The 19748-nt window shown below is 59.0% G+C and carries 18 protein-coding genes and 1 pseudogene; 14 read left to right on the forward strand and 5 right to left on the reverse strand.

Going from position 1 to position 19748, the window contains the following annotated elements:
- The first annotated feature begins 205 nt into the window (after nt 1–205).
- From L463_RS15635 to L463_RS15615, 5 genes are all read left to right on the forward strand, one after another.
- Entirely contained in the window at nt 206–892 is a 687-nt protein-coding gene (locus L463_RS15635; RefSeq protein WP_015572562.1) for a hydrolase, read from the forward strand.
- A gap of 61 nt (nt 893–953) precedes the next feature.
- On the forward strand, nt 954–1175 hold the full coding sequence (locus tag L463_RS15630) for a DUF1427 family protein (RefSeq protein ID WP_017383875.1): 222 nt from the start codon (nt 954–956) through the stop codon (nt 1173–1175).
- A complete protein-coding gene (locus L463_RS15625) occupies nt 1172–1432 on the forward strand; it encodes a XapX domain-containing protein (protein ID WP_003863056.1) in 261 nt (86 codons plus the stop codon). Before L463_RS15630 ends, L463_RS15625 begins: the two co-directional genes overlap by 4 nt.
- 23 nt (nt 1433–1455) lie before the next feature.
- Nucleotides 1456–1836 carry a response regulator transcription factor gene (locus L463_RS15620; protein WP_023295862.1) on the forward strand — a complete coding sequence of 127 codons (381 nt, stop codon included), beginning with the start codon at nt 1456–1458 and terminating at the stop codon, nt 1834–1836.
- Between the two features lie 9 nt (nt 1837–1845).
- On the forward strand, nt 1846–7431 hold the full coding sequence (locus L463_RS15615; RefSeq protein ID WP_032104363.1) for a trifunctional serine/threonine-protein kinase/ATP-binding protein/sensor histidine kinase: 5586 nt from the start codon (nt 1846–1848) through the stop codon (nt 7429–7431).
- 3 nt (nt 7432–7434) lie between these two features.
- Here the strand turns inward: L463_RS15615 and L463_RS15610 are convergent, their stop codons facing one another.
- Both L463_RS15610 and L463_RS15605 read right to left on the reverse strand, forming a co-directional pair.
- The gene (locus tag L463_RS15610; RefSeq protein ID WP_032104365.1) at nt 7435–8052 is read right to left on the reverse strand and encodes a response regulator transcription factor; all 618 of its coding nucleotides are present in this window, start codon (nt 8050–8052) and stop codon (nt 7435–7437) included.
- Between the two features lie 179 nt (nt 8053–8231).
- Nucleotides 8232–8618, reverse strand: a complete 387-nt coding sequence (locus L463_RS15605; RefSeq protein WP_017383871.1) for a VOC family protein — start codon at nt 8616–8618, stop codon at nt 8232–8234.
- A gap of 85 nt (nt 8619–8703) precedes the next feature.
- Here L463_RS15605 and L463_RS15600 point away from each other — a divergent pair.
- Together L463_RS15600 and L463_RS15595 are read left to right on the forward strand one after the other, a co-directional pair.
- Nucleotides 8704–9309: pseudogene (locus tag L463_RS15600) on the forward strand (ATP-dependent Clp protease proteolytic subunit); the annotation flags it as partial.
- Between the two features lie 134 nt (nt 9310–9443).
- Nucleotides 9444–10565 carry a ribosomal protein uL16 3-hydroxylase gene (locus L463_RS15595; protein ID WP_015572567.1) on the forward strand — a complete coding sequence of 374 codons (1122 nt, stop codon included), beginning with the start codon at nt 9444–9446 and terminating at the stop codon, nt 10563–10565.
- 38 nt (nt 10566–10603) lie between these two features.
- Here the strand turns inward: L463_RS15595 and L463_RS15590 are convergent, their stop codons facing one another.
- The gene (locus L463_RS15590) at nt 10604–10789 is read right to left on the reverse strand and encodes a hypothetical protein (protein WP_015572568.1); all 186 of its coding nucleotides are present in this window, start codon (nt 10787–10789) and stop codon (nt 10604–10606) included.
- 219 nt (nt 10790–11008) lie between these two features.
- Between L463_RS15590 and L463_RS15585 the strand changes: the two genes are divergently transcribed.
- From L463_RS15585 to foxA, 3 genes are all read left to right on the forward strand, one after another.
- Complete coding sequence (locus tag L463_RS15585; protein WP_003863067.1) at nt 11009–11242, forward strand: DUF2171 domain-containing protein; 234 nt, start codon at nt 11009–11011, stop codon at nt 11240–11242.
- A 135-nt stretch (nt 11243–11377) separates the two neighbouring features.
- Nucleotides 11378–12334, forward strand: a complete 957-nt coding sequence (locus tag L463_RS15580) for a helix-turn-helix domain-containing protein (protein ID WP_017694577.1) — start codon at nt 11378–11380, stop codon at nt 12332–12334.
- A 121-nt stretch (nt 12335–12455) separates the two neighbouring features.
- Nucleotides 12456–14564 (forward strand): ferrioxamine B receptor FoxA, encoded by a 2109-nt coding sequence (foxA, locus tag L463_RS15575; RefSeq protein WP_108454221.1) that lies wholly within the window; start codon nt 12456–12458, stop codon nt 14562–14564.
- A 76-nt stretch (nt 14565–14640) separates the two neighbouring features.
- Here the strand turns inward: foxA and L463_RS15570 are convergent, their stop codons facing one another.
- A complete protein-coding gene (locus L463_RS15570; RefSeq protein ID WP_032673332.1) occupies nt 14641–16056 on the reverse strand; it encodes an aminotransferase-like domain-containing protein in 1416 nt (471 codons plus the stop codon).
- A 176-nt stretch (nt 16057–16232) separates the two neighbouring features.
- Between L463_RS15570 and L463_RS15565 the strand changes: the two genes are divergently transcribed.
- Nucleotides 16233–16394: a DUF1127 domain-containing protein gene (locus tag L463_RS15565; protein ID WP_003863073.1), complete on the forward strand. Its 162-nt coding sequence runs from the start codon at nt 16233–16235 to the stop codon at nt 16392–16394.
- Nucleotides 16395–16479: 85 nt separating this feature from the next.
- Here L463_RS15565 and L463_RS15560 read toward each other — a convergent pair whose 3' ends face one another.
- Nucleotides 16480–17868, reverse strand: coding sequence for a MocR-like pyridoxine biosynthesis transcription factor PdxR (locus L463_RS15560; protein ID WP_017694575.1), 1389 nt, complete (start codon nt 17866–17868; stop codon nt 16480–16482).
- A 102-nt stretch (nt 17869–17970) separates the two neighbouring features.
- On the opposite strand from L463_RS15560, the gene L463_RS15555 reads away from it, so the two are divergent.
- From L463_RS15555 to L463_RS15545, 3 genes are all read left to right on the forward strand, one after another.
- Nucleotides 17971–18450, forward strand: coding sequence for a carboxymuconolactone decarboxylase family protein (locus L463_RS15555; RefSeq protein WP_010427243.1), 480 nt, complete (start codon nt 17971–17973; stop codon nt 18448–18450).
- Nucleotides 18451–18709: 259 nt separating this feature from the next.
- On the forward strand, nt 18710–19033 hold the full coding sequence (locus L463_RS15550; RefSeq protein WP_015572574.1) for an antibiotic biosynthesis monooxygenase family protein: 324 nt from the start codon (nt 18710–18712) through the stop codon (nt 19031–19033).
- Entirely contained in the window at nt 19026–19745 is a 720-nt protein-coding gene (locus L463_RS15545) for an ArsR/SmtB family transcription factor (protein ID WP_015572575.1), read from the forward strand. Before L463_RS15550 ends, L463_RS15545 begins: the two co-directional genes overlap by 8 nt.
- The last annotated feature ends 3 nt before the right edge of the window (nt 19746–19748 follow it).

The raw sequence follows: 19748 nt of genomic DNA on the forward strand, positions 1-19748 counted from the left end.
AGAGGGGAATGGTCAGGATTATGGGAACCGGTTTCGGCAAAGATCCAGTTATACAATAGGATAGGTATACCAAAGTATAACTATACCTAAGGTTAACTATACGAAGAGATAATTACACCACAGCGCTGTGGGTCATAGGATGAACGCGATTTTATCGGCGTGCTGTTCGCGGCGATTTTAACCTTTAACCTCACTGGATAATCTTATGACCACTTCTAAGCTCGAAGTCTTAACCCCTGCCAACTGTCAGATCATCTTCATCGATCACCAGCCACAGATGGCGTTCGGCGTGCAGTCTATTGACCGCCAGGTGCTGAAAAACAACACCGTGGCGCTGGCGAAAGCGGCTAAGGTGTTCAACATCCCAACCATCATCACCACCGTTGAGACCGAAAGCTTCTCCGGCAATACCTATCCGGAGCTGCTGGACGTGTTCCCGGGCCAGGACATTCTGGAGCGTACCTCCATGAACTCCTGGGACGACCAGAAGGTGCGCGACGCGCTGAAGACCAACGGCAAGAAGAAGGTGGTTGTCGCGGGCCTGTGGACCGAAGTGTGCAATAACAGCTTTGCCCTGTGCGCGATGCTGGAAGGCGACTACGAAATTTATATGGTGGCAGACGCCTCCGGCGGCACCTCCAAAGAAGCCCACGACTTCGCGATGCAGCGCATGATCCAGGCGGGCGTGATCCCGGTGACCTGGCAGCAGGTGATGCTGGAGTGGCAGCGTGACTGGGCGCGCAAAGAGACCTACACCGCGGTGATGGATATCGTGCGCGAGCACTCCGGCGCCTACGGAATGGGTGTGGATTACGCCTACACCATGGTGCACAAAGCGCCGTCTCGTCAGAAGAGCGAGCACCGCACCTTAGCGCCGGTTCCGGCACGCTAAGTCCCGCTGGCGGGCTGGTCCCTCATCCGGCTCGCCGCTGCCTTTTTCTCTGGAGTTCACAATGAGTACAGGGTTGATATCCCTCGCGGCAGGCGTGTTGATTGGCCTGATGTATGCCGTGCTGAAGGTGCGTTCCCCCGCGCCGCCCGCGCTGGCGCTGATTGGCCTGCTGGGGATGCTGGCGGGGGAACAGGCGATGCGTCATCTTTTATCCCGCGACAATCCCGCGGGCGTGCAGGTGACGGTTCCCCACGTTCAGCACCTGTCCGGAGCGTCATCATGAAGGCCTGGATTATTTCGCTGGTGTGCGGGGTCGCGGCTGGGGTACTTTACGCCCTGCTCGACGTGCATTCCCCGGCGCCGCCGGTCGTCGCGCTGCTTGGCCTGTTCGGCATGCTGGTGGGTGAACAGCTGATCCCCATCGGACGGCGTCTGGTGAGCCGCGAACCGTTGACCCTGGCCTGGTTTCGTCATGAATGCGTACCGAAGATCAGCGGTACCGCGCCCCCAGCGCCCGCGAAGGAAAGCCGCGACGCGTAACGATTTGTTTGAGGAAAGACAGCATGACGCTGCCGTGGCGCATTGCCATCATTGATGACGAACGCTCTGTTCGCAGCGGGCTCAGTAACCTGCTGCAATCGGAAGGGTATGCTACCGATACCTTCGATTCGGCAGAGGTGTTTTTGAGCCACCCTCTCGCCCTGTCCGGCGCGTCGCTGGTGATCACCGACATCAAGCTACGCGGCATGAACGGCATCGAGCTGTTTGAGAAGCTGCGGTTGCTGGCCATGCCGCCACCGCCAATACTGTTTATCTCCGGCCATGCTGATGAAAATATGCAGCGGTATGCACTCAGTCTGGGCGCCGCTGCATTTTTGCGTAAGCCGATTAACATCGATATTCTGCTGGATCATATTCAGCGGGAGCTGACCCGCCGACAATAAGGATCGCGGATGAACGAACATACGTCGCCTGCATTTTGGCCCGCCCGGGGAAGTCTCCATGAAGGGCGGGCTTTTGTTCTGAAAGAGGATGTCATTTTTACCGTGCTGGCGCAGGAGGGCGGCATCTCCTGGATGAACGGGCGGCATCCCCAGTCCGGCGGTTCGTTTATTATTGCCACCGCGGTCAGCGATGAAGAAGAGGAGCGGGCAACGCGGCTGCTGAAAAACGAGTTTGCCCTGCGCGACCGGCTTCATGACGGCTGGGCTATCCGGCCCGTCGCTTCAACCCAGTACCGCGGACGTTTTGCGCTGGTCTACGCGCCGTTCTGCTTTGAACTGCTGGCGTGCCGGGCAGGTAAGGCGATTTCCGGGATCGCCCGCTTTATCGAAATGGCGATCCGCATCTGCGGTCCCCTGCGCCAGATGCATCTGCACAACCTGATCCACGGCGATATCAAACCCGGGGCGTTCTTCGTTCATCACGACGCCACCTGCCGTCTTTGCAGCTTCGGTCTTTCCTGCGGCACCTCCGACGCGTTCTCCCAGTCCCGGCTTGCCGCGTCTGGCGGCACGCCCGCCTACATGTCACCGGAACACACCACGCGTACCCGGCGCGCCGTCGACAGCCGGAGCGATCTCTACAGTCTGGGTATCGTGCTTTATGAACTTCTGACCGGGCGATTGCCGTTTGAACTGAGCGCTGATGACCAGACCAACTGGGCGCATTACCACATTGCCTCTGAGCCGCTTGCGCCGGGGCGGGTGCGCCCGGACGTACCCGGCATGCTGTCGACCATTATCCTTAAGCTGTTGGAGAAGAATCCGGAGAATCGCTATCAGACCGTCGACGGGCTGATTGCCGACCTCAGGCGCTGCCAGGCGACGCTGACCGCCGAAGGTGAGATCGTCGACTTTATTCCCGGCCAGCAGGATCGCTCTCCGGCGATCCATCTTGCCGATTCGCTTTTCTCTGCGCATCCGCAGGCCAGCGACGTCATCGCCGCGTTTGAGCGGGTCAGCCAGAGCGGTGCGCCGGAACTGGTGACGATTGGGGGGCCTTCGGGGATCGGCAAATCTTCCGTGATCGCCACCACGCTGAAATCGCTGCAACAGCGCAAGGTGCTGCTGGCGGTGGGCAAGGTCGATCAATATTCTCCCACGCTGCCCTACGGCGTGCTGAGTTCGGCGTTTCGGACGCTCACGCTGCACCTGCTCGGGCTGCCAGCCGGGGAGGTAGCGACGTGGAAAATCCGTCTGTCGCGCGCGCTGGAAGGCTTCGAGGAGCTGGCCGTCAGCCTGGTGCCGGAGCTGAATTTACTCCTAGAGAACAAACCGCGTTTCTCTGCGGATACCTTTTCCATCGACGCGCGGGCGCGCTTCAGCCATATGGTGCTGGCGCTGGTGAAAACCTTCGCCACCCAGGGCGCGCCGCTGGTGCTGCTGCTGGATAATGTGCAGTGGATCGACGCCGCCAGCCTGCAAACGCTCGATCACCTGCTGCGCGCCTGCGGCGCCATCCCGCTGCTGGTGGTGGTGGCGCACCGCGATCTCAGTTCGCTTTCTGAGCCCACCTTGCAGACCGCGCTGGCGAGCCTGCCAGAGGCGGCGCAACACGCCACGACGATCGTGCCGCAGCCGCTGTCGGTGAAGGCCGTGGCGCGCTGGCTCGGGGGGATTTTTCATGCCCGCAGTACCGGTACCACCGATCTTGCCACGCTGATCCATGAAAAAACCGGCGGCAACCCGCTGTTCGTGCAGGAATTTTTACGCCGCATCGTCGATGACGGACTGGTGGTGCACAACAAATATCAGGGGAAATGGCATTACGATCTCCAGGCCATCCGCGCCCGGCACTACACCGAGAACGTGGTGACGCTGGTGCTTGAACAGCTCAAGGAGATGCCCGACGAGACGCGCCGCCTGCTGGGCAGCATCGCCTGCCTCGGCTGCACGGGCGAGCTGGAGATGCTGTGCCGCGTGGTGGGGCGGTCGGCGGCGGAAATCCGCTACGCGCTTCATCCGGCGGTGACCGCTCAGCTGATTGTGCTGACGGAGAAAGAGTACGCTTTTACCCACGATCGGGTGCAGGAAGCCGCCTTTGCCCTGCTGGATGAGGGCGAGAAAAGCCATCTGCACCTGACCACCGCCAGCCTGCTGGCGGATGCCGCGCGGCAGACGGCGGGCAACGAACTGCTGTTCCGCGCGGTTCACCACGTCAGCGCCGCGCTGGACTGCATCCAGCCTGCACCCCAGCGGCAGCGATTCCGGGAGCTGAGCCTTCAGGCCGCGCGGCGTGCGAAGCGTACCGGCGATTACCTTTCCGCCTTAAGCTATATCCAGACCGCCAGAGCGCTGGGGAATGCGGGCCCGGTCTCGGACTTTATGCTGGATATCGAAGAGGCGGGCTGTGAGTTTGCGCTCGGACACCTGGAGCGCACGCGTGCGCTGTGCGATGCGATCCTCGGTTCACCGGGCGGGCTGACGGAGAAAGCGCTGGCCGCCAACCTGCTGGCGGAAGTTTATATGCGCCAGTCGGAGATCCGCCTGGCGCTGGAGGCGTCGTTATGCTGGCTGGGCGTGTTCGGGATCCAGATCAGCCGCTACCCGGAAAATGCCGAATGTGACGAGGCCTGGCAGCAGTTCTGTCAACGCACCGCCGACGCGCCGCAGAACCCGTTTTCTCAGCTTAAGCTGATGGAGAACGCAGAGACCGAAGCGGTGATGAACCTGCTTTACAGCGCCAGTATTTTCGCCAGCTTTACCTGCCCGCGCCTGCACTTTTTACTCCTGTGCCGGATGATGCACCTCACGCTCGATCACGGCATAACCGGTGCTTCCACCACGGCGATGGCCTGGTTTGGCGTGCTGATTGGCCACCGCTACGCCGAATACCGTCTCGGGTTTGAGTACGGCACGCTGGCTCGTGAGCTGGTGAACCGCCACGGCTATGATGCCTATGAAGCTAAAACTCTGCTGCCGCTCGACCAGCTCAGCGTCTGGACCCAGCCGCTGTTGTACACTATCGAGTGCGCCAAGGCCTGCTTTACCTCAGCGGTGACCCACGGCGACATGACGATGGCCTGCTTCGCGGCCTGTCATCAGATCATTAACTTCCTCTCCCGGGGCGATCATCTGGATGGCGTGCTGACCAGCATCGATCGCGGTCTGGCCTTTGTGCGCAAAACGGATTACCAGGACATTGAAACCGTTCTGCACATTCAGCGCCGCTACGTGGAGTTTTTACGCACGCCGGTGACGGGCCCATGGAGCGCCGCCCAGGCGCTGCCTGACGATCTGCTGCCCGCGCCGCCGGAGCAGGCGCCCGAGCAGACCTCGACCATGCTCTTCTGGTACTGGCTCTATCGCGGGATGGCGCACTTTTCCTGCGGCGAATACGCCGACGCACAGGCGGATTTAGAAATGGCGGGCTGGTATGCGTGGTCCGCGCCGGGTCATATTCATCTGCTGGATTACCATTTTTACAGCGCGCTGGCGCTCTCCCGCCAGCTCACGCCGGAAACCTTTTCGGCGGATTATCGCCGCAGTATTCATCACCATTACGACAAAATTGCCCTCTGGGCGCGGATCAATCCGGGCACGTTTGCCGATAAAGAGGCGCTGATTTATGCCGAAATCGTCCGTCTGGACGGCATGAACAGCATCGCGCTGGAGCAGTATGAAAAAGCGGTGCGACTCTCGCGGGAGGGCGGGTTTAACCCGATCAATGCCCTGGCGCACGAGCTGGCCGGGCGTTTCTCGCTGGCCTGCGGCTACCCGACCGCCTCCGACGCCCATTTCCGCGGCGCGATTGCCGCCTGGGGGCGCGTCGGGGCGCAGGCCAAGGTGCGCCAGCTGGAGCAGGATTTCCCCCATCTGCTGGCCTCCGGGCAGAGCCGCGCGTATGACACGGCGGCGTTTGCCCAGAACGAGGTGATCCGCGATTTACAGAGCGTCATCAAAGCCTCACGCGCCTTATCCGAAGAGATCAACCTTGAACGTTTAATCGAAAACCTGATGACGCTGCTGCTTGAACGGGCCGGGGCGCAGCGTGGCCTGCTGCTGCGCGTCAGCGATAATCACATCCCGGAGATTGAAGCCAGCGCCTGGACCAGTACCGACGGCGTGCGGGTGCGCATCCTGAAAGCGTCACCGATGGCGACGGACATGCCGCTGTCGGTGCTGGCCGCGGTGATCCGCACCGGGCAGGAGATCCGCACCGGCAAACCGGAGGAGTTCCACCCGTTCAGCCAGGATCCGTATCTGGTGACGTCCGGCGCCGCCGTGATGTGCGTGCCGATGTTCAAACAGGCGCGGCTGGTGGGGATTCTGTATCTGGAAAACCGCCTGATGCCGGAGGTGTTTACCGCCGAACATTCGCGCGTGGTCAGCCTGCTGGGCGCGCAGGCGGCGGTTTCGCTGGAGACGGCGCGGCTCTACGCCGAGCTGCTGGCGGAAAACATCCAGCGCCGACGGGTGGAGAAAGAGCTGCGCGCCAGCCAGACCTCACTGATGCTGGGCGAGCAGATCAGCCATACCGGCAGCTGGCGCTGGGAACTGGTGCAGGATCTGATGTTTATGTCCGAAGAGTACGCCCGTATCCTTGGCCTGCCGGAACAGCAAAAGATGATCTCAATGGCGGAGTTTTTGACCTTCGTGCATGAGGATGATTATGGCCGGATCAGCACCCTCGTTAATCAGAGCGTGCGTGACGGGCTGTCGATGCGCGCGGAGTTTCGCATCATCCGCACCGACGGCTCCGTTCGTTACCTCCTCGGGATTGGCGATCCGGTGGGGGTGGGCAGCGAGGTGAATGAGTATTACGGCATCATTACCGACATCACCAGCCAGCGGGCGGCGGAGGATGCGATGCGGGTGGCGCAGGCGGATCTGGCGCGGGTCTCACGAGCCACTACCGTCGGGCAACTGACCTCCTCGATCGCGCACGAGATCAACCAGCCGCTGATGTCGATTGTCTCGAACGCCGGCGCGAGCCTGCGCTGGCTCAACCGCGATCCGGCGCGGCTGGAAAAAGTGCGCGAGGGGCTGGAGGAGATCGCCGCCGAGGGCGAGCGGGCAGGGGAGATCATCCGCAGCATTCAGTCTCTGACGCGCAAACAGGACCCCACGTTTACGCGAATCGATCTGCACTTCCTGATCCACCACATCATTATGCTTTCCCGCAGCGAACTTGAGCTGCGACACATAAGCGTTGATTATCTTCTGAACGCTGACGACAGCTTTATCATCGGCGACAGCGTGCAGATCCAGCAGGTGTTGCTTAACCTGGTGATGAATGCGATGGAAGCGATGGCGGAAGTGACGGATCGCCCGTGCAGCATCACGATCGCCACCGCGAACTGCGCTGAGGGGAAGGTGATCTTCGAGATCGCCGATACCGGCAGCGGCATTGAGCCGGAGCTCACCGAGCGGATCTTTGACTCGTTCTATTCGACCAAAGCGCAGGGAATGGGCATGGGGCTGACCATCAGCGCCAGCATCATTGAACGGCACCGGGGGAAACTGAGCGCGCGCCGCAGAGAGCCGTACGGCACGGTGTTTACCTTCGCGTTGCCGCTTGCCGGACAGGAGATGTAACGGTTATTCCGCTGGCTGATGTTTGGTCAGGCGCTCGACGGCCCTGACCAGTTCAGCCACGGAGCGGACCTGCATTTTCTCCATCACCCGGCGGCGGTGCACTTTAACCGTAATCTCACTGACGCCCAGCTCGGCGGCGATCTGCTTGTTGAGCTTGCCGCTGACGGCCAGCTCAAGCACCTCATGCTCGCGCGGCGTGAGGGACAGATGGCGCTGTTTCAGGGCGTAGTGCTCTTTGACGCGGGCGGCGTTGTGCTGTGCCAGCCTGAGCGCGGATTCGATGGAGCCGATGAGCGCGCTGGATTCAACGGGCTTAGTGAGAAATTCGTAGGCCCCGCCTTTGATCGCCCGGACGGACATAGGGATGGTGCCGTGGCCGGTGAGAAAGATGATCGGTATTTCCCGCCCGCTGTCTTTCAGCGCATCTGCGACATCAAACCCGGTTATCGTGGGCATTTGCATATCGAGGATCACGCAGGAGGGCAGATCCTCAAAGGGATGGCTGAGAAAGGCTTCTGCTGAGGAAAAGCCAAGGGCATATATATCCGCAGATTCCAGCAGCCTGACAACGGACTGCCTGACTGTGTCATCGTCATCAACCACATAAACAATGTGTTCCATTCACCGCCCCGGTGTTGATTTAAATGTCGAGGATGTAAACAGTCACTATGGCTACGTAAGAGACTGTTTATGCTGACTTTCATCTTAACACATTAAATATCATTATCATTTAGCAATATGATAACCATATGAAGTATAGCGAGCTGGAGCGGAGGCGATGAAGGAACGAAACGCTGTTTTTATGCACCGACAAGCTCAATACGGTTGCCGTCCGGGTCCGCAATCACCGCTTCATAGAAACCGTCCCCGGTCATACGCGGGGCGCTGAGCAGGGAGCCGCTTGCCTGCGCCTGCGCTGCCATACTGTCCACCTGCGCTTTGCTGCCGACGTTGATGGCGATATGCGCCCAGCCGACAAATTCCGGGTGCGAAGGTGCACTGGGCAGGCCCGGCAGCGTCATCAGCTCGATGGTCGGCCCGTCATCCAGGGTAATAAAGTGGGATTTAAACCCCGGACGATTTTTGCTGACGTAGCGGTCATTACTGCGGCCGCCAAACACCGTTTCCCAGAACTGAACCTGCGCGTCCAGGCTGCGGGTCCAGAGTGCGACATGTGCAATATTCATAAGATCCCTCGTTATTTGTCTGTGAGGACTTTCACCGGTAAAACAGGCTACACTCTGGTTTTGAGCGCGACAAGCTGAGGAAACAACAATGCACTACACACTGAAAGAAAGCGACAAGGAAAAAGCGGAAGGAACAAACGGCGCGGGCGCTCTACAGCAAAAACTGCTGGAATCCCGTTCGATTGTCATCTCCGGAGAGATTAACCAGGAGCTGGCCCAGAAGGTCATCACTCAGATGATCCTGCTGCAAAGCGTCAGCAACGATCCGATCAAGCTGTACATCAACAGTCAGGGCGGCCACGTAGAAGCGGGCGACACCATCCACGACTTCATTAAGTTTATCCGTCCGGAAGTGCATGTGATCGGCACCGGCTGGGTGGCGAGCGCCGGGATCACCATCTTCCTGGCGGCGAAAAAAGAGCACCGCTACGCTCTGCCGAATACCCGCTTTATGATCCACCAGCCGCTGGGCGGCGTGCGCGGTCAGGCAACGGATATCGAAATCGAAGCGCGCGAGATCATCCGCATGCTGGAGCGCGTGAACAAGCTGATTGCTGACGCCACCGGCCAGCCGCTGGAGAAAGTGAAGAAAGACACCGACCGTAACTTCTGGATGTCACCGGCGGAAGCGCTGGACTACGGCATCGTGGGTAAACTGATCACCCATTATGACGAGCTGAACCTGGATTAAGTTTAAGCCCGCGTGTGCGTCGGGTGACGGCTTCGCCTTACCCGACCTACGCGCGCTCGATTGACCCATGACAAGTTCCCCCCTCGCTGTCTCTTCTATAATCGCGCCTGTCTCCCCTCTCACTGGTGCTATCCATGGCGTATCAACTGAACCTGAACTGGCCGGAATTTCTTGAAAAATACTGGCAAAAACAACCCGTTGTGCTGAAAAATGCCTTCCCGAATTTTGTCGACCCCATTACCCCTGATGAACTGGCGGGTCTGGCGATGGAGCCGGAAGTTGATAGCCGCCTGGTAAGCCATGCTAACGGCAAGTGGCAGGCGAGCAATGGCCCGTTTGAGCATTTCGATAACCTCGGTGAAACCGGCTGGTCCCTGCTGGCGCAGGCGGTGAACCACTGGCATATGCCCGCAGCAGAGCTGGTGCGTCCGTTCCGCGTCCTGCCGGACTGGCGTCTTGATGACCTGATGATCTCCTTCTCCGTCCCGGGTGGCGGCGTTGGGCCGCATATCGATCAGTATGATGTGTTTATTATCCAGGGGATGGGCAGCCGCCGCTGGCGCGTGGGGGACAAGCTGCCGATGCGTCAGTTCTGTCCGCATCCGGCCCTGCTGCATGTCGATCCGTTTGAGCCGATCATCGACGAAGATCTGGCGCCGGGCGATATCCTTTACATTCCGCCTGGATTCCCGCATGACGGCTTCACCCATGAAACCGCGCTCAACTACTCTGTCGGTTTCCGCGGGCCGAACGGTCGCGATCTGATCAGCAGCTTTGCCGACTACGCGCTGGAGAACGATCTGGGCGGCGAACATTACAGCGATCCGGATCTGACCTGCCGCGAACACCCTGGCCGCGTGGAGCAGTACGAGCTCGATCGCATTCGCCAGATGATGATCGACATGATTAGCAAGCCAGATGATTTTACGAAATGGTTTGGCAGCTTCGTCTCCACGCCGCGTCACGAGCTGGATATTGCCGCCGCCGAGCCGCCGTATTCCGCAGAAGAGGTGCTCGACGCGCTGCAAGGGGGCGAAACGCTCTCCCGCCTGAGCGGGCTGCGCGTGCTGAACATCAACGGCAGCGTCTTTATCAACAGCGAACAGCTGGAAACGGCGGATGTGAACGGGGCGGACGCGCTGTGCCGCTTCACCGAGCTCGGCCAGGCTGAGCTGGGCGATGCGCTGAATAATCCGGCGTTTGTGGAAGAGCTGACCGGTTTGATTAACCAGGGCTACTGGTTCTTCGACGAGTAACAGCAGGCGGCGTTTAGTCAGGCTAAACGCCGCCAGGTTCAGACCAGCATATTACAGGCCTTCCAGTAGTTAAGAAGCCGCTCATCGTCGCGCTCTTTCTCCGCTTTGATTTTCATCGCCCGGGCAAGATTTTCTCGCGATACTTCATGGCCTTTTTGCACGATGTCTAAAACCGCTTCACCAAGAGCCAGTGAAATTTCTGCCCGATTATTGCGAATCGTCATAAATACCTCCTCGTTGGTTGCGATAATTTAATTATGAACGGGAAATAATCAGTCGGTAATAATTCATCTCATTCTTATTTTTTCATTTCGGCGTTAAGTAGACTTAATATTCGGTTCTGTCAATGATGTTTCAAAATGCTAATAAGACGTTTAAGCCTGAATTTATGCGCTACAGTTAATTTCGTGCAACAGGCAAATAACCGAAACAGGAGAATAATTATGGTAGATAAAAGCGCAATTAAGGATCACACTCAGGTTGTCGCCAGCTGCGGAACGCACGTCGGGGTTGTGGACCATCTTGATGGTGAGCGTATCAAGCTTGCGAAGAGCGATCCGGAATCGGGCGGCAAACACCACTTTATTCCTCTCGGCTGGGTTGATAAGGTCGAAGATAATAAAGTTGTCCTGACCAAAAACCATAAAGAGGTTTTTGCTGAGTGGCAGGAAGCATAAATATATTTCTCACAAGGAAATATATGCCTTCGCTCCGGCTTCGTCCGGAGCGTAATAGTGTCTGCGCCCGGTGATTGCTGCCATTACAAATGGATGATACTGTTTTGCCTGTCCTTTCCCCGATGCAGGCCCCGAATGATGCTCCAGAGTGAAAATAGATCAGCGAAACGCATATTTTTTGTTGAAGATTTTCAGGTATTCGGCGAGCGCTACGGCATCGACTACCGTTTCCCCCAGTTAAAAGAGGCGCAGGTCAGCGGTAGCCCCGTGTTGCAGGGGAATGTTGAAGAGATGATGCTCTCGTCCGGCATTTCGCTGACCCACTCCGACGTACGTGTATTACAGCCCTATGAAACCACCTCTCGCCACAGCAGCCCGCTCTATATGCTGGTGGTGCTGGAAGGGTGCGTGACGCTCACGCTCAATGGTATCAATTATCCCGTCCGCCCGGGCATGGCGTTCAGCTCACGTCTGAGTGAAGATCAGGTGATGAGCGCGCGTCACGATGCCGACAGCACGCTGAAAACGCTCTCGTTTGGCGTCTACCCGCACGATGCCGGACGTGAAGCCCTGCTTGAGTCATTGCTTCTGGAATGGCAAAGCCTGAATGCACCCGCGTTTGTCTGGCAGGTTCCCGAGTTTGTGATGTCAGGTATTCTGCATGCGCAGCGGCAGGGGGGAAGCGTGCTCTCACGCAAGCTGTTGCTGGAGGGGCTGATGTATCAGCTGCTCGGCCATGGCCTCAACCAGCGCCAGCAGCCTTGCCCGCGCCGGCCTGAGCATGCGCGTCTTGAACGCGTGCGGAGCCTGCTGGAACAGTCTCCTGAACGGGATCATACTCTCGCGCAGCTGGCAGCCCTTGCCGCAATGAGCCCAAGCAGCCTGCGCAGCAAGTTCCGTCAGCGCTACGGCTGCACGCTTTTCGATTACCTTCGCGACTGTCGCCTTGCGCTGGCGCGCCGCTATCTGCTGGAAGGCCACAGCGTGCAGCAGGCGGCTTGGATGTGCGGGTATCAGCATGCCACCAACTTTGCCACCGCGTTTCGTCGTCATTACGGGATTTCACCGGGGGACGTGCGCAAACTCCGCTAACGTAATTTCTCCTGTCGCGCGAATGCATTCCGTGTGGTTTAGCATCGCGCATACGTAACCTGGCGGCACGCATAGCCGTTTGCACTCTCAAAAAGGTAATAATTCTTATTAACAATAAGAAATATCTCTGGAGAGGGTTATGTTTGCTAAATCGCGTCTGGCACTGCTGGTGGGATGGGTTACCGGTAGCGTTGCTTTTCCTTTACTGGCGCAGGATGCCCAAAAAACTGACACCGTGGTGGTGACCTCGCAGATGCAGTCTGCGGCCACCAAGCTTGAAACACCGGATATTGAAACCCCGCAGTCGGTCTCTATCGTCACTCGCGAGCAGTTCGAAGAGCAGGGCGCAACCAGCGTGCGTCAGGCCGTGAGCTACACGCCGGGGGTCTACAGCAACCAGATCGGGGCGTCAAACCGCTTTGACTACATGGTGCTGCGCGGCTTCTCGGACGGCAGCCTGGATAACGTCTACCTCGACGGCCTGAAGATGATGGGCGACACCAACTCCCACAGCTCGCTGGTGGTTGACCCGTGGTTCCTGGACAGTATCGAAGTCGTGCGCGGTCCGGCCTCCGTGCTCTATGGTCGCTCATCGCCGGGCGGGATTGTGGCGCTCACCTCCCGTAAGCCATCGTTCGATCCTGGCGGGGAGATCAAGCTCTTCGCCGGTAACAATAACCAGCGTGGGGCGATGTTCGACGTCACTGGCCCGGTTGATGATAACGACCGCGTGGCGGTGCGCCTCAGCGGGATGACCCGCTATGCCGATTCCCAGTTCGATCCGCTGAAGGAAGAGCGTTACGCCCTGATGCCGAGCCTGACCTGGCGTATCACCGACAACACCCGTCTGGATCTGATGGCCTACCTGCACCGCGATCCGGAAGGCGGCAGCCACTCCGGCCTGCCATTTGAGGGCACCGTTGTACCGCACAGCGGTAAGAAAATCTCCAACACCTTCTTCGAGGGCGAGGACGATTACGACAAGTACGATCGTCGGGAAAACATGGTCGGCTATAACATTGAGCACCTGTTTGACAGCGGCTGGTCCGTGCGCCAGAAGCTGCGCTACCTGCACACCAAAGTCGAGCTGAACCAGGTGTATGCCGCAGGCTGGCTGAATGACACCGAGCTGAACCGCGGCTATTCCGGCTCCGACGAGAAGATGAACGCCATCACCCTGGATAACCAGGTCGACGGCAGCTTCGATACCGGGGCGGTAAACCACCGCGTGCTGATCGGCATGGACTACCAGGACCGCGCCAACAACGTCACCGGCTACTACGGCGGCTTCCCGCCGATTGACGCTTTCCATCCTGTTTACGGCGCGAAGCCGGACTACATCACCCAGTACAGCAGGGAAAAACACAAGCTGCGCCAGACCGGCTACTACCTACAGGATCAGATGTCCATTGACCGCTGGCGCCTCACGCTGGGCGGGCGTTACGACCAGGTGAGCGTGTCGAACGTCGACAACTTCAACCACACCCGCAGCGATCTGGATAAAAACAACTTCAGCAGCCGCGCGGCGCTGCTGTATCTGTTTGATAACGGCGTCGCGCCGTACGTCAGCTACTCTACCGCCTTTACGCCGACCAGCTTTGCCGACGAGCAGGGCAACATTTTGGATCCGATGAAGGGCAAGCAGTGGGAAGCGGGTGTGAAGTATGAGCCGGAGGGGATGAACAGCCAGTTCAGCGCCTCGGTGTTCCGCATTAACCAGAAGAACATTGCCACTAAAGAGGAGCCGACCGATCCGTACCGTTCCATCGGTGAAATCGAATCCGAGGGCGTTGAGCTGGAGGCGATTGGTCAGCTGACCGACAGCCTGCGTATGCAGGCGGCGTATACCTACACGGATATTCGCTACAAGAAGAGCAGCCCGGAAGAGGAGGGCAAGCGCGCCGTTTATGCCCCGCGTAACATGGCCAGCGCCTGGCTGAGCTACGACGTCAAAACCGGCCCTCTGGACGGCCTGACCGTCGGCTCCGGCGTGCGCTATGTCAACGGGATCGCCAGCGATCGCCAGAACACCCATACGCTTCCGTCGTACACGCTGGTGGATATGACCGTGGGGTATGACCTGTCAAAAGTGGGGCTCACGGGCGTGAGCGCGCAGTTGAACGTCAATAACCTGACGGACAGAAGCTACGTCGCGGCGTGTAACTCACTCTCTTACTGCTACTTCGGTGCAGAACGCAGCATTGTGGGCAGCGTTTCGTGGAAGTTCTGAGTCGTTGACCATTGCCCGGTGGCGGTTTCCACCCTCTCCCTGTGGGAGAGGGTTGGGGTGAGGGCAACAGGCCGCACTACTCCTCCATCGCAATCACAATTGCCTCGCCCATCTTCCTCAGCGCTTCGCGGTTCTTCTCCGTCGGCGGCAACGCCACGTTGATCCGCAGGCAGTTGCGGTACTTCCCGGAGGCAGAAAACAGCGACCCGGCCGCAGCCTGGATCTTCAGACGGCACAGCTGCTTGCTGACGCACACCATATCGACCGTCTCCGGCAGCTCAACCCACAGCAGGAAGCTTCCCTGCGGGCGGGTGACGCATATCTCTGCCGGAAAATACTGCCGCACCCAGCAGGTATAGGTTTCCATATTCTGCTGATAAATCTGACGCATACGGCGCACGTGGCGATGGTAATGGCCGTCGCGAATAAACGCCGCCACCGCCATCTGCGTGCCCGGCACGTTAAACCCGCCCGCGGCGTACTTCATGTGCATCACCCGGTCGTAATAGCGCCCCGGCACGATCCAGCCGACGCGCAGGCCCGGCGCCACGGTTTTGGTAAACGAGCTGCATAAGAGCACACGGCCATCTATGTCCATAGAATGAATGGTGCGCGGACGCGGGTACTCCGCCGCCAGCTCGCCGTAAATGTCATCCTCAACAATCACGATATCGTGCCGCTGTGCCAGGGCTAAGACCTGCTTCTTGCGAGACTCCGGCATGATAAACCCGAGCGGGTTATTGCAGTTCGGCACCAGGATCACCGCCTTGATCGGCCATTGCTCCAGCGCCAGCTCTAACGCCTCGATGCTGATCCCGGTCTCGGGATCGGTGGGAATTTCAATGGCCTTGATGTCAAAGCCGCGCAGCATCTGCATGGTGCCGTGAAACGATGGTGACTCGACTGCCACGATGTCACCCGGCTTGCACACCGAGAGCAGAGCGATCGACAGCGCGCCGTGGCAGCCGTTGGTGATGACAATCTCGTTTGCCGCCACGGTGGAGCCGCCATCCAGCATCAGACGGGCGATTTGCTCGCGTAGCTCCAGGCGCCCGTCGAGCACGTCATAGCTCAGCATTTCGCCCGGATTATGCTGCGCAATGCGGCTCATCTCACGCCACAGCGGCTTCAGGCTCGGTTGGTTAATGTCCGGTGAGCCGCCGCCAAAGGAGATCATCTCTTTGTCGGCGCGGGCGTCCAGCAGCATCATCACTTCGTCCCACTGGGTGACGTCCACGGGGCGCTGCACCGGGCGCGTCATCGCCGGGACGGGCGGCTGGGCTTTGCGTTTCGAGACAAAATAGCCGGAGCGCGGCTGAGGCGTAATCAGCTGGCGGTTTTCGAGGATCTGGTAGGTCTGCTGTATGGTGCTGATGCTCACGCCGTGCTCCTGGCTCAGCGTGCGTACCGACGGCAGACGTTCACCGCTGCGATACAGCCCTTGTTCGATACGTTCCGCCAGGAGGTTGGCCAGATGTTGATAGCGCGTCATGCTGTATCCTTTTTTTTCACCATACAGAGCATTAAACCAGTACAGATTGATGGGTAAACCACCATGCAGATACCGTTTTAGCGGATCTGTATGGTAAACAAAAGCAGTTTTTGAATCTGTATTGTACTGGTCGTTTTCCATGATGATAACTCCACTGGCACAGCGAGGAGAGCATTATGGAATTCTACGAGAATCGTTCAAAACGTCCGTTTATCGCGTTTGTCTGGGTAGCGAAAACGCTGCGTAACTGGTATCGCATCAACCGTACCCGCCGTATTCTGAGCCAAATGAGCGACGAGCAGCTCAAGGACGTCGGGTTATCGCGATATGATGTGTGAGCATAGGGTTGCCCGGTGGCGCTACGCTTACCGGGCCTACAGGAGACCGTAGGCCGGGTAAGGCGCAGCCGCCACCCGGCGGTTTTCAGCTCAACAGCGCAAGCGTCTGCCGTTTCGGCCTTTCCAGCAGCTCAACCGCCTCCTGATATGACCGCACGTTGTTATAGCCCATCACCAGCCCGTAGCGTTTGCCCGACCCGCGATACCACGCCGAAAGCGCATTAACCTGCAATTGCTGTTCCTGCCAGCAGCGGGCGATCTCCCGGTCAGCGCTTCCCTTTGCGAGGAACGCGACAATATGCATTCCACCGTCGTTTTGCTCGGTGAAGAACAGATCACCATAGACCTCACGCAGGGCGGCAATCATCCAGTCGCGGCGGGTTTGATAGAGCGCGCGCATCTTTTTCAGATGACGGAAAAAATGCCCCTCGTTGAGAAAGGCTGTGAGGATCTTTTGCGTCAGGACCGGCTGGCCGCTGGTGAGGATGTCCGCGCTGTCGGTAAACGCGCCGACGGTGCTGGCGGGCATCACCACGTAGCCCATGCGCAGTGAAGGCATGATGGTTTTGCTGAAGGTGCCCATAAAGATCACCCTGTCATGCTGGTCGAGGCTTTTCAACGACGGCAGCACTTTGCGGGTGTAGTGAAATTCGCCGTCATAGTCATCTTCGATAATCCACGCCTCGTTTTGTGACGCCCAGTCGAGCAGCTGCTGCTTGCGCGGCAGGGAGAGCGTCACCGCCAGCGGGCTCTGGTGCGACGGGGTAACGATGGCGAAGCGGGCATCGTGGTGATTACGCAGCAGGTAGTCCGTATCCATCCCTGCGCGATCGACCGGCACGGTGTGCAGGCGGGGCACAATGCGCTTGAGCAACTGCTGGCCCATAAAGTAGCCCGGATCCTCAAATACCACCTTATCGCTGCGGCTGGCGAGCGTGTCGAGGATCAGGCGCAGGCTGCCGCTGTAGCCGCTGGTGATCAGCACCTGTTCTGCGGTGCAGGACAACCCGCGCGAGATATTGAGATAGCGGGCAATTGCCTCGCGCAGCGGATACCAGCCCAGCACCGGCGGGTTGAGCATTTCATCCTGACGCATGGCGCGCGTCGCCTGGCCTGCCAGCAGCAGCCATTTTTTATAGGGGAAGCTGTCGAGCGCGGGAATGCCGGGGCGCAGAAAACCGGCCCGTTCGCGCTGGCTAATCAACGACGCCGGCAGCGTGCCGGTCGCTTGTTCTGCCGGAGCGTTTTGCGCGGGCAGCAGAAGATCCGGATTCACCCGCGTGCCGCGCGCGCCCTGGCTTACCAGATATCCTTCCCCCGTCAGAATGGCATAGGCTGTTTCAACGGTTTTTCGCGCCACCTTAAGCTCTTCAGCCAGCACGCGGATGGCAGGCACTTTGTCGCCGGGCTTCAGTACGCCGCGCGTGATGTTATCGCGATAGCGGGTATAAATGTCGTGATAGCCCGGCTTCATGTCCTACCTCATTTCAGGTTTTTTGTGTCTTTTTACTATGTCATTAACGGCGTAGATTTGCCTCATCGCATGATAAAAACCGCACAAAAAAGAGGAAAGACAATGAGCACCCGCGTAAACCACCACAAAGCCACACCTGCACTCGCCAACGCGCTTTCCGCCCTGAGCATGGAAGTGGCGAAAACCTCCATTGATCCGGCGCTGAAGCACCTGATCGACATTCGCGTCTCGCAGCTGAACGGCTGTACCTTCTGCCTGGATATGCATTCGAAAGAGGCCAAAATTGCCGGCGAGCGCGAGCTGCGCCTGTACCATCTGGCGGCGTGGCGGGAGTCGCCGCTGTTCAGCGCCCGCGAGAAAGCCGCGCTGGCCTTCACCGAAGCGCTGACCCAGATTGGCGTTCACGGCGTGAGCGACGCGCTGTACCGCAGCGTGGCGGAGCATTTCTCGGACGTGGAAATTTCAGAGCTGAACTTCGCCATCGTAGCGATCAACGCCTGGAACCGCCTGGGCATTACCTCCCGCATGGAGCCGGGCTCGCTGGATGCGGCATATGGGCTGAACAAGGCTAACCTGGAGTAATCCCGCGCTCGCGGATTATCGCCACCAGCGCCCGTAAGCCTGGCGGGACGTGACGATGGCGAGTGGGGGATTCGGGCGTTTATGGAGCCGAGGTCGATTGTGGGTTAAACCCTGCCCGGTGGCGCTACGCTTACCGGGCCTACAAAACACCGTAGGCCGGATAAGCGCAGCGCCATCCGGCAAACACTTCGCTCCATACCGAAGCATCCACACCATTAGTCCCGCATTCTCTCCATATCATCACAACGGAGAGACCTTCATGATCGCAGTCCTTTTCGAAGCTAAAGCTGCACCGGCGCATCAGGCGCGCTATCTTCAACTTGCCGCAGAGCTTAAGCCTTTGCTGGCCGATATCGACGGCTTTATTGATATCGAACGGTTCCAGAGCCTGACGACCGACGGCAAAATCCTGTCCCTTTCCTGGTGGCGGGATGAAGAGGCCGTCCGCCGCTGGAAGCAGAATGTCTTCCATCAGGCCGCGCAGGCCGAAGGCCGGGCGTCGATTTTTTCTTTCTACCGTATTCGCGTGGCGCAGCTGATGCGGGAGTACAGCTCCGAAACGGGAGGGCACGCGCATGTATGACGTTCATGTGATTTTCGACAACAGGCCCGGCGAGCTGGGTGAAATTGCGGCGGCGCTGGAAAAGGCCATTGCCGCTGTAGCGGCTGCAATGGCCGATCCGTCGCGCGTGAAGATGCTCTGTGCTCTGATGGACGGGCGGGCGTGGACGGCTACAGAGCTGAGCGTGGCGGCAGACGTTGCGCCGTCGACCGCCAGTGGGCATCTCGCGCGGCTGGTGGAGGGAAAGTTGATTACCTGCCTGTCTCAGGGGCGGCATCGCTACTATCGCCTGGCGGGACACGACGTGGCGGCGCTTGTCGAGCAGATGATGGGGCTCTCCTGGAGCCGCATCACGCCGCCGGAAACCTCCGCGCCAAAAGCCCTGCGCGAAGCACGAACCTGCTACGACCATCTTGCCGGAACGGTGGCGGTGCATATCTATGAATTCATGCAGGCGGAAGGCTGGCTTGAGGCAGACGGTTCAGCGCTCACGCTACATGGCCGCGAGCAGTTTCTGAAGCTTGGTATTCCGTTAAATCCCAATACCCGTCGCAAGGCGTGCTGCGCCTGCCTGGACTGGAGCGAGCGGCGGTTTCATCTTGGCGGTGAGGCGGGCGCTGCGCTGTTGATTTATCTGGAAAGCAAAGGCTGGATCCAGCGGGTGGCGGGGTACAGGGAGGTGGTGGTGACGGCTTCGGGGAAAAGTGCCGTCAGGAAGCATTTTAGCCGCTAAACG

Origin of the sequence: Enterobacter sp. BIDMC 27 (assembly GCF_000534415.1) — a bacterium.
GTDB lineage: Bacteria > Pseudomonadota > Gammaproteobacteria > Enterobacterales > Enterobacteriaceae > Enterobacter > Enterobacter hormaechei_C.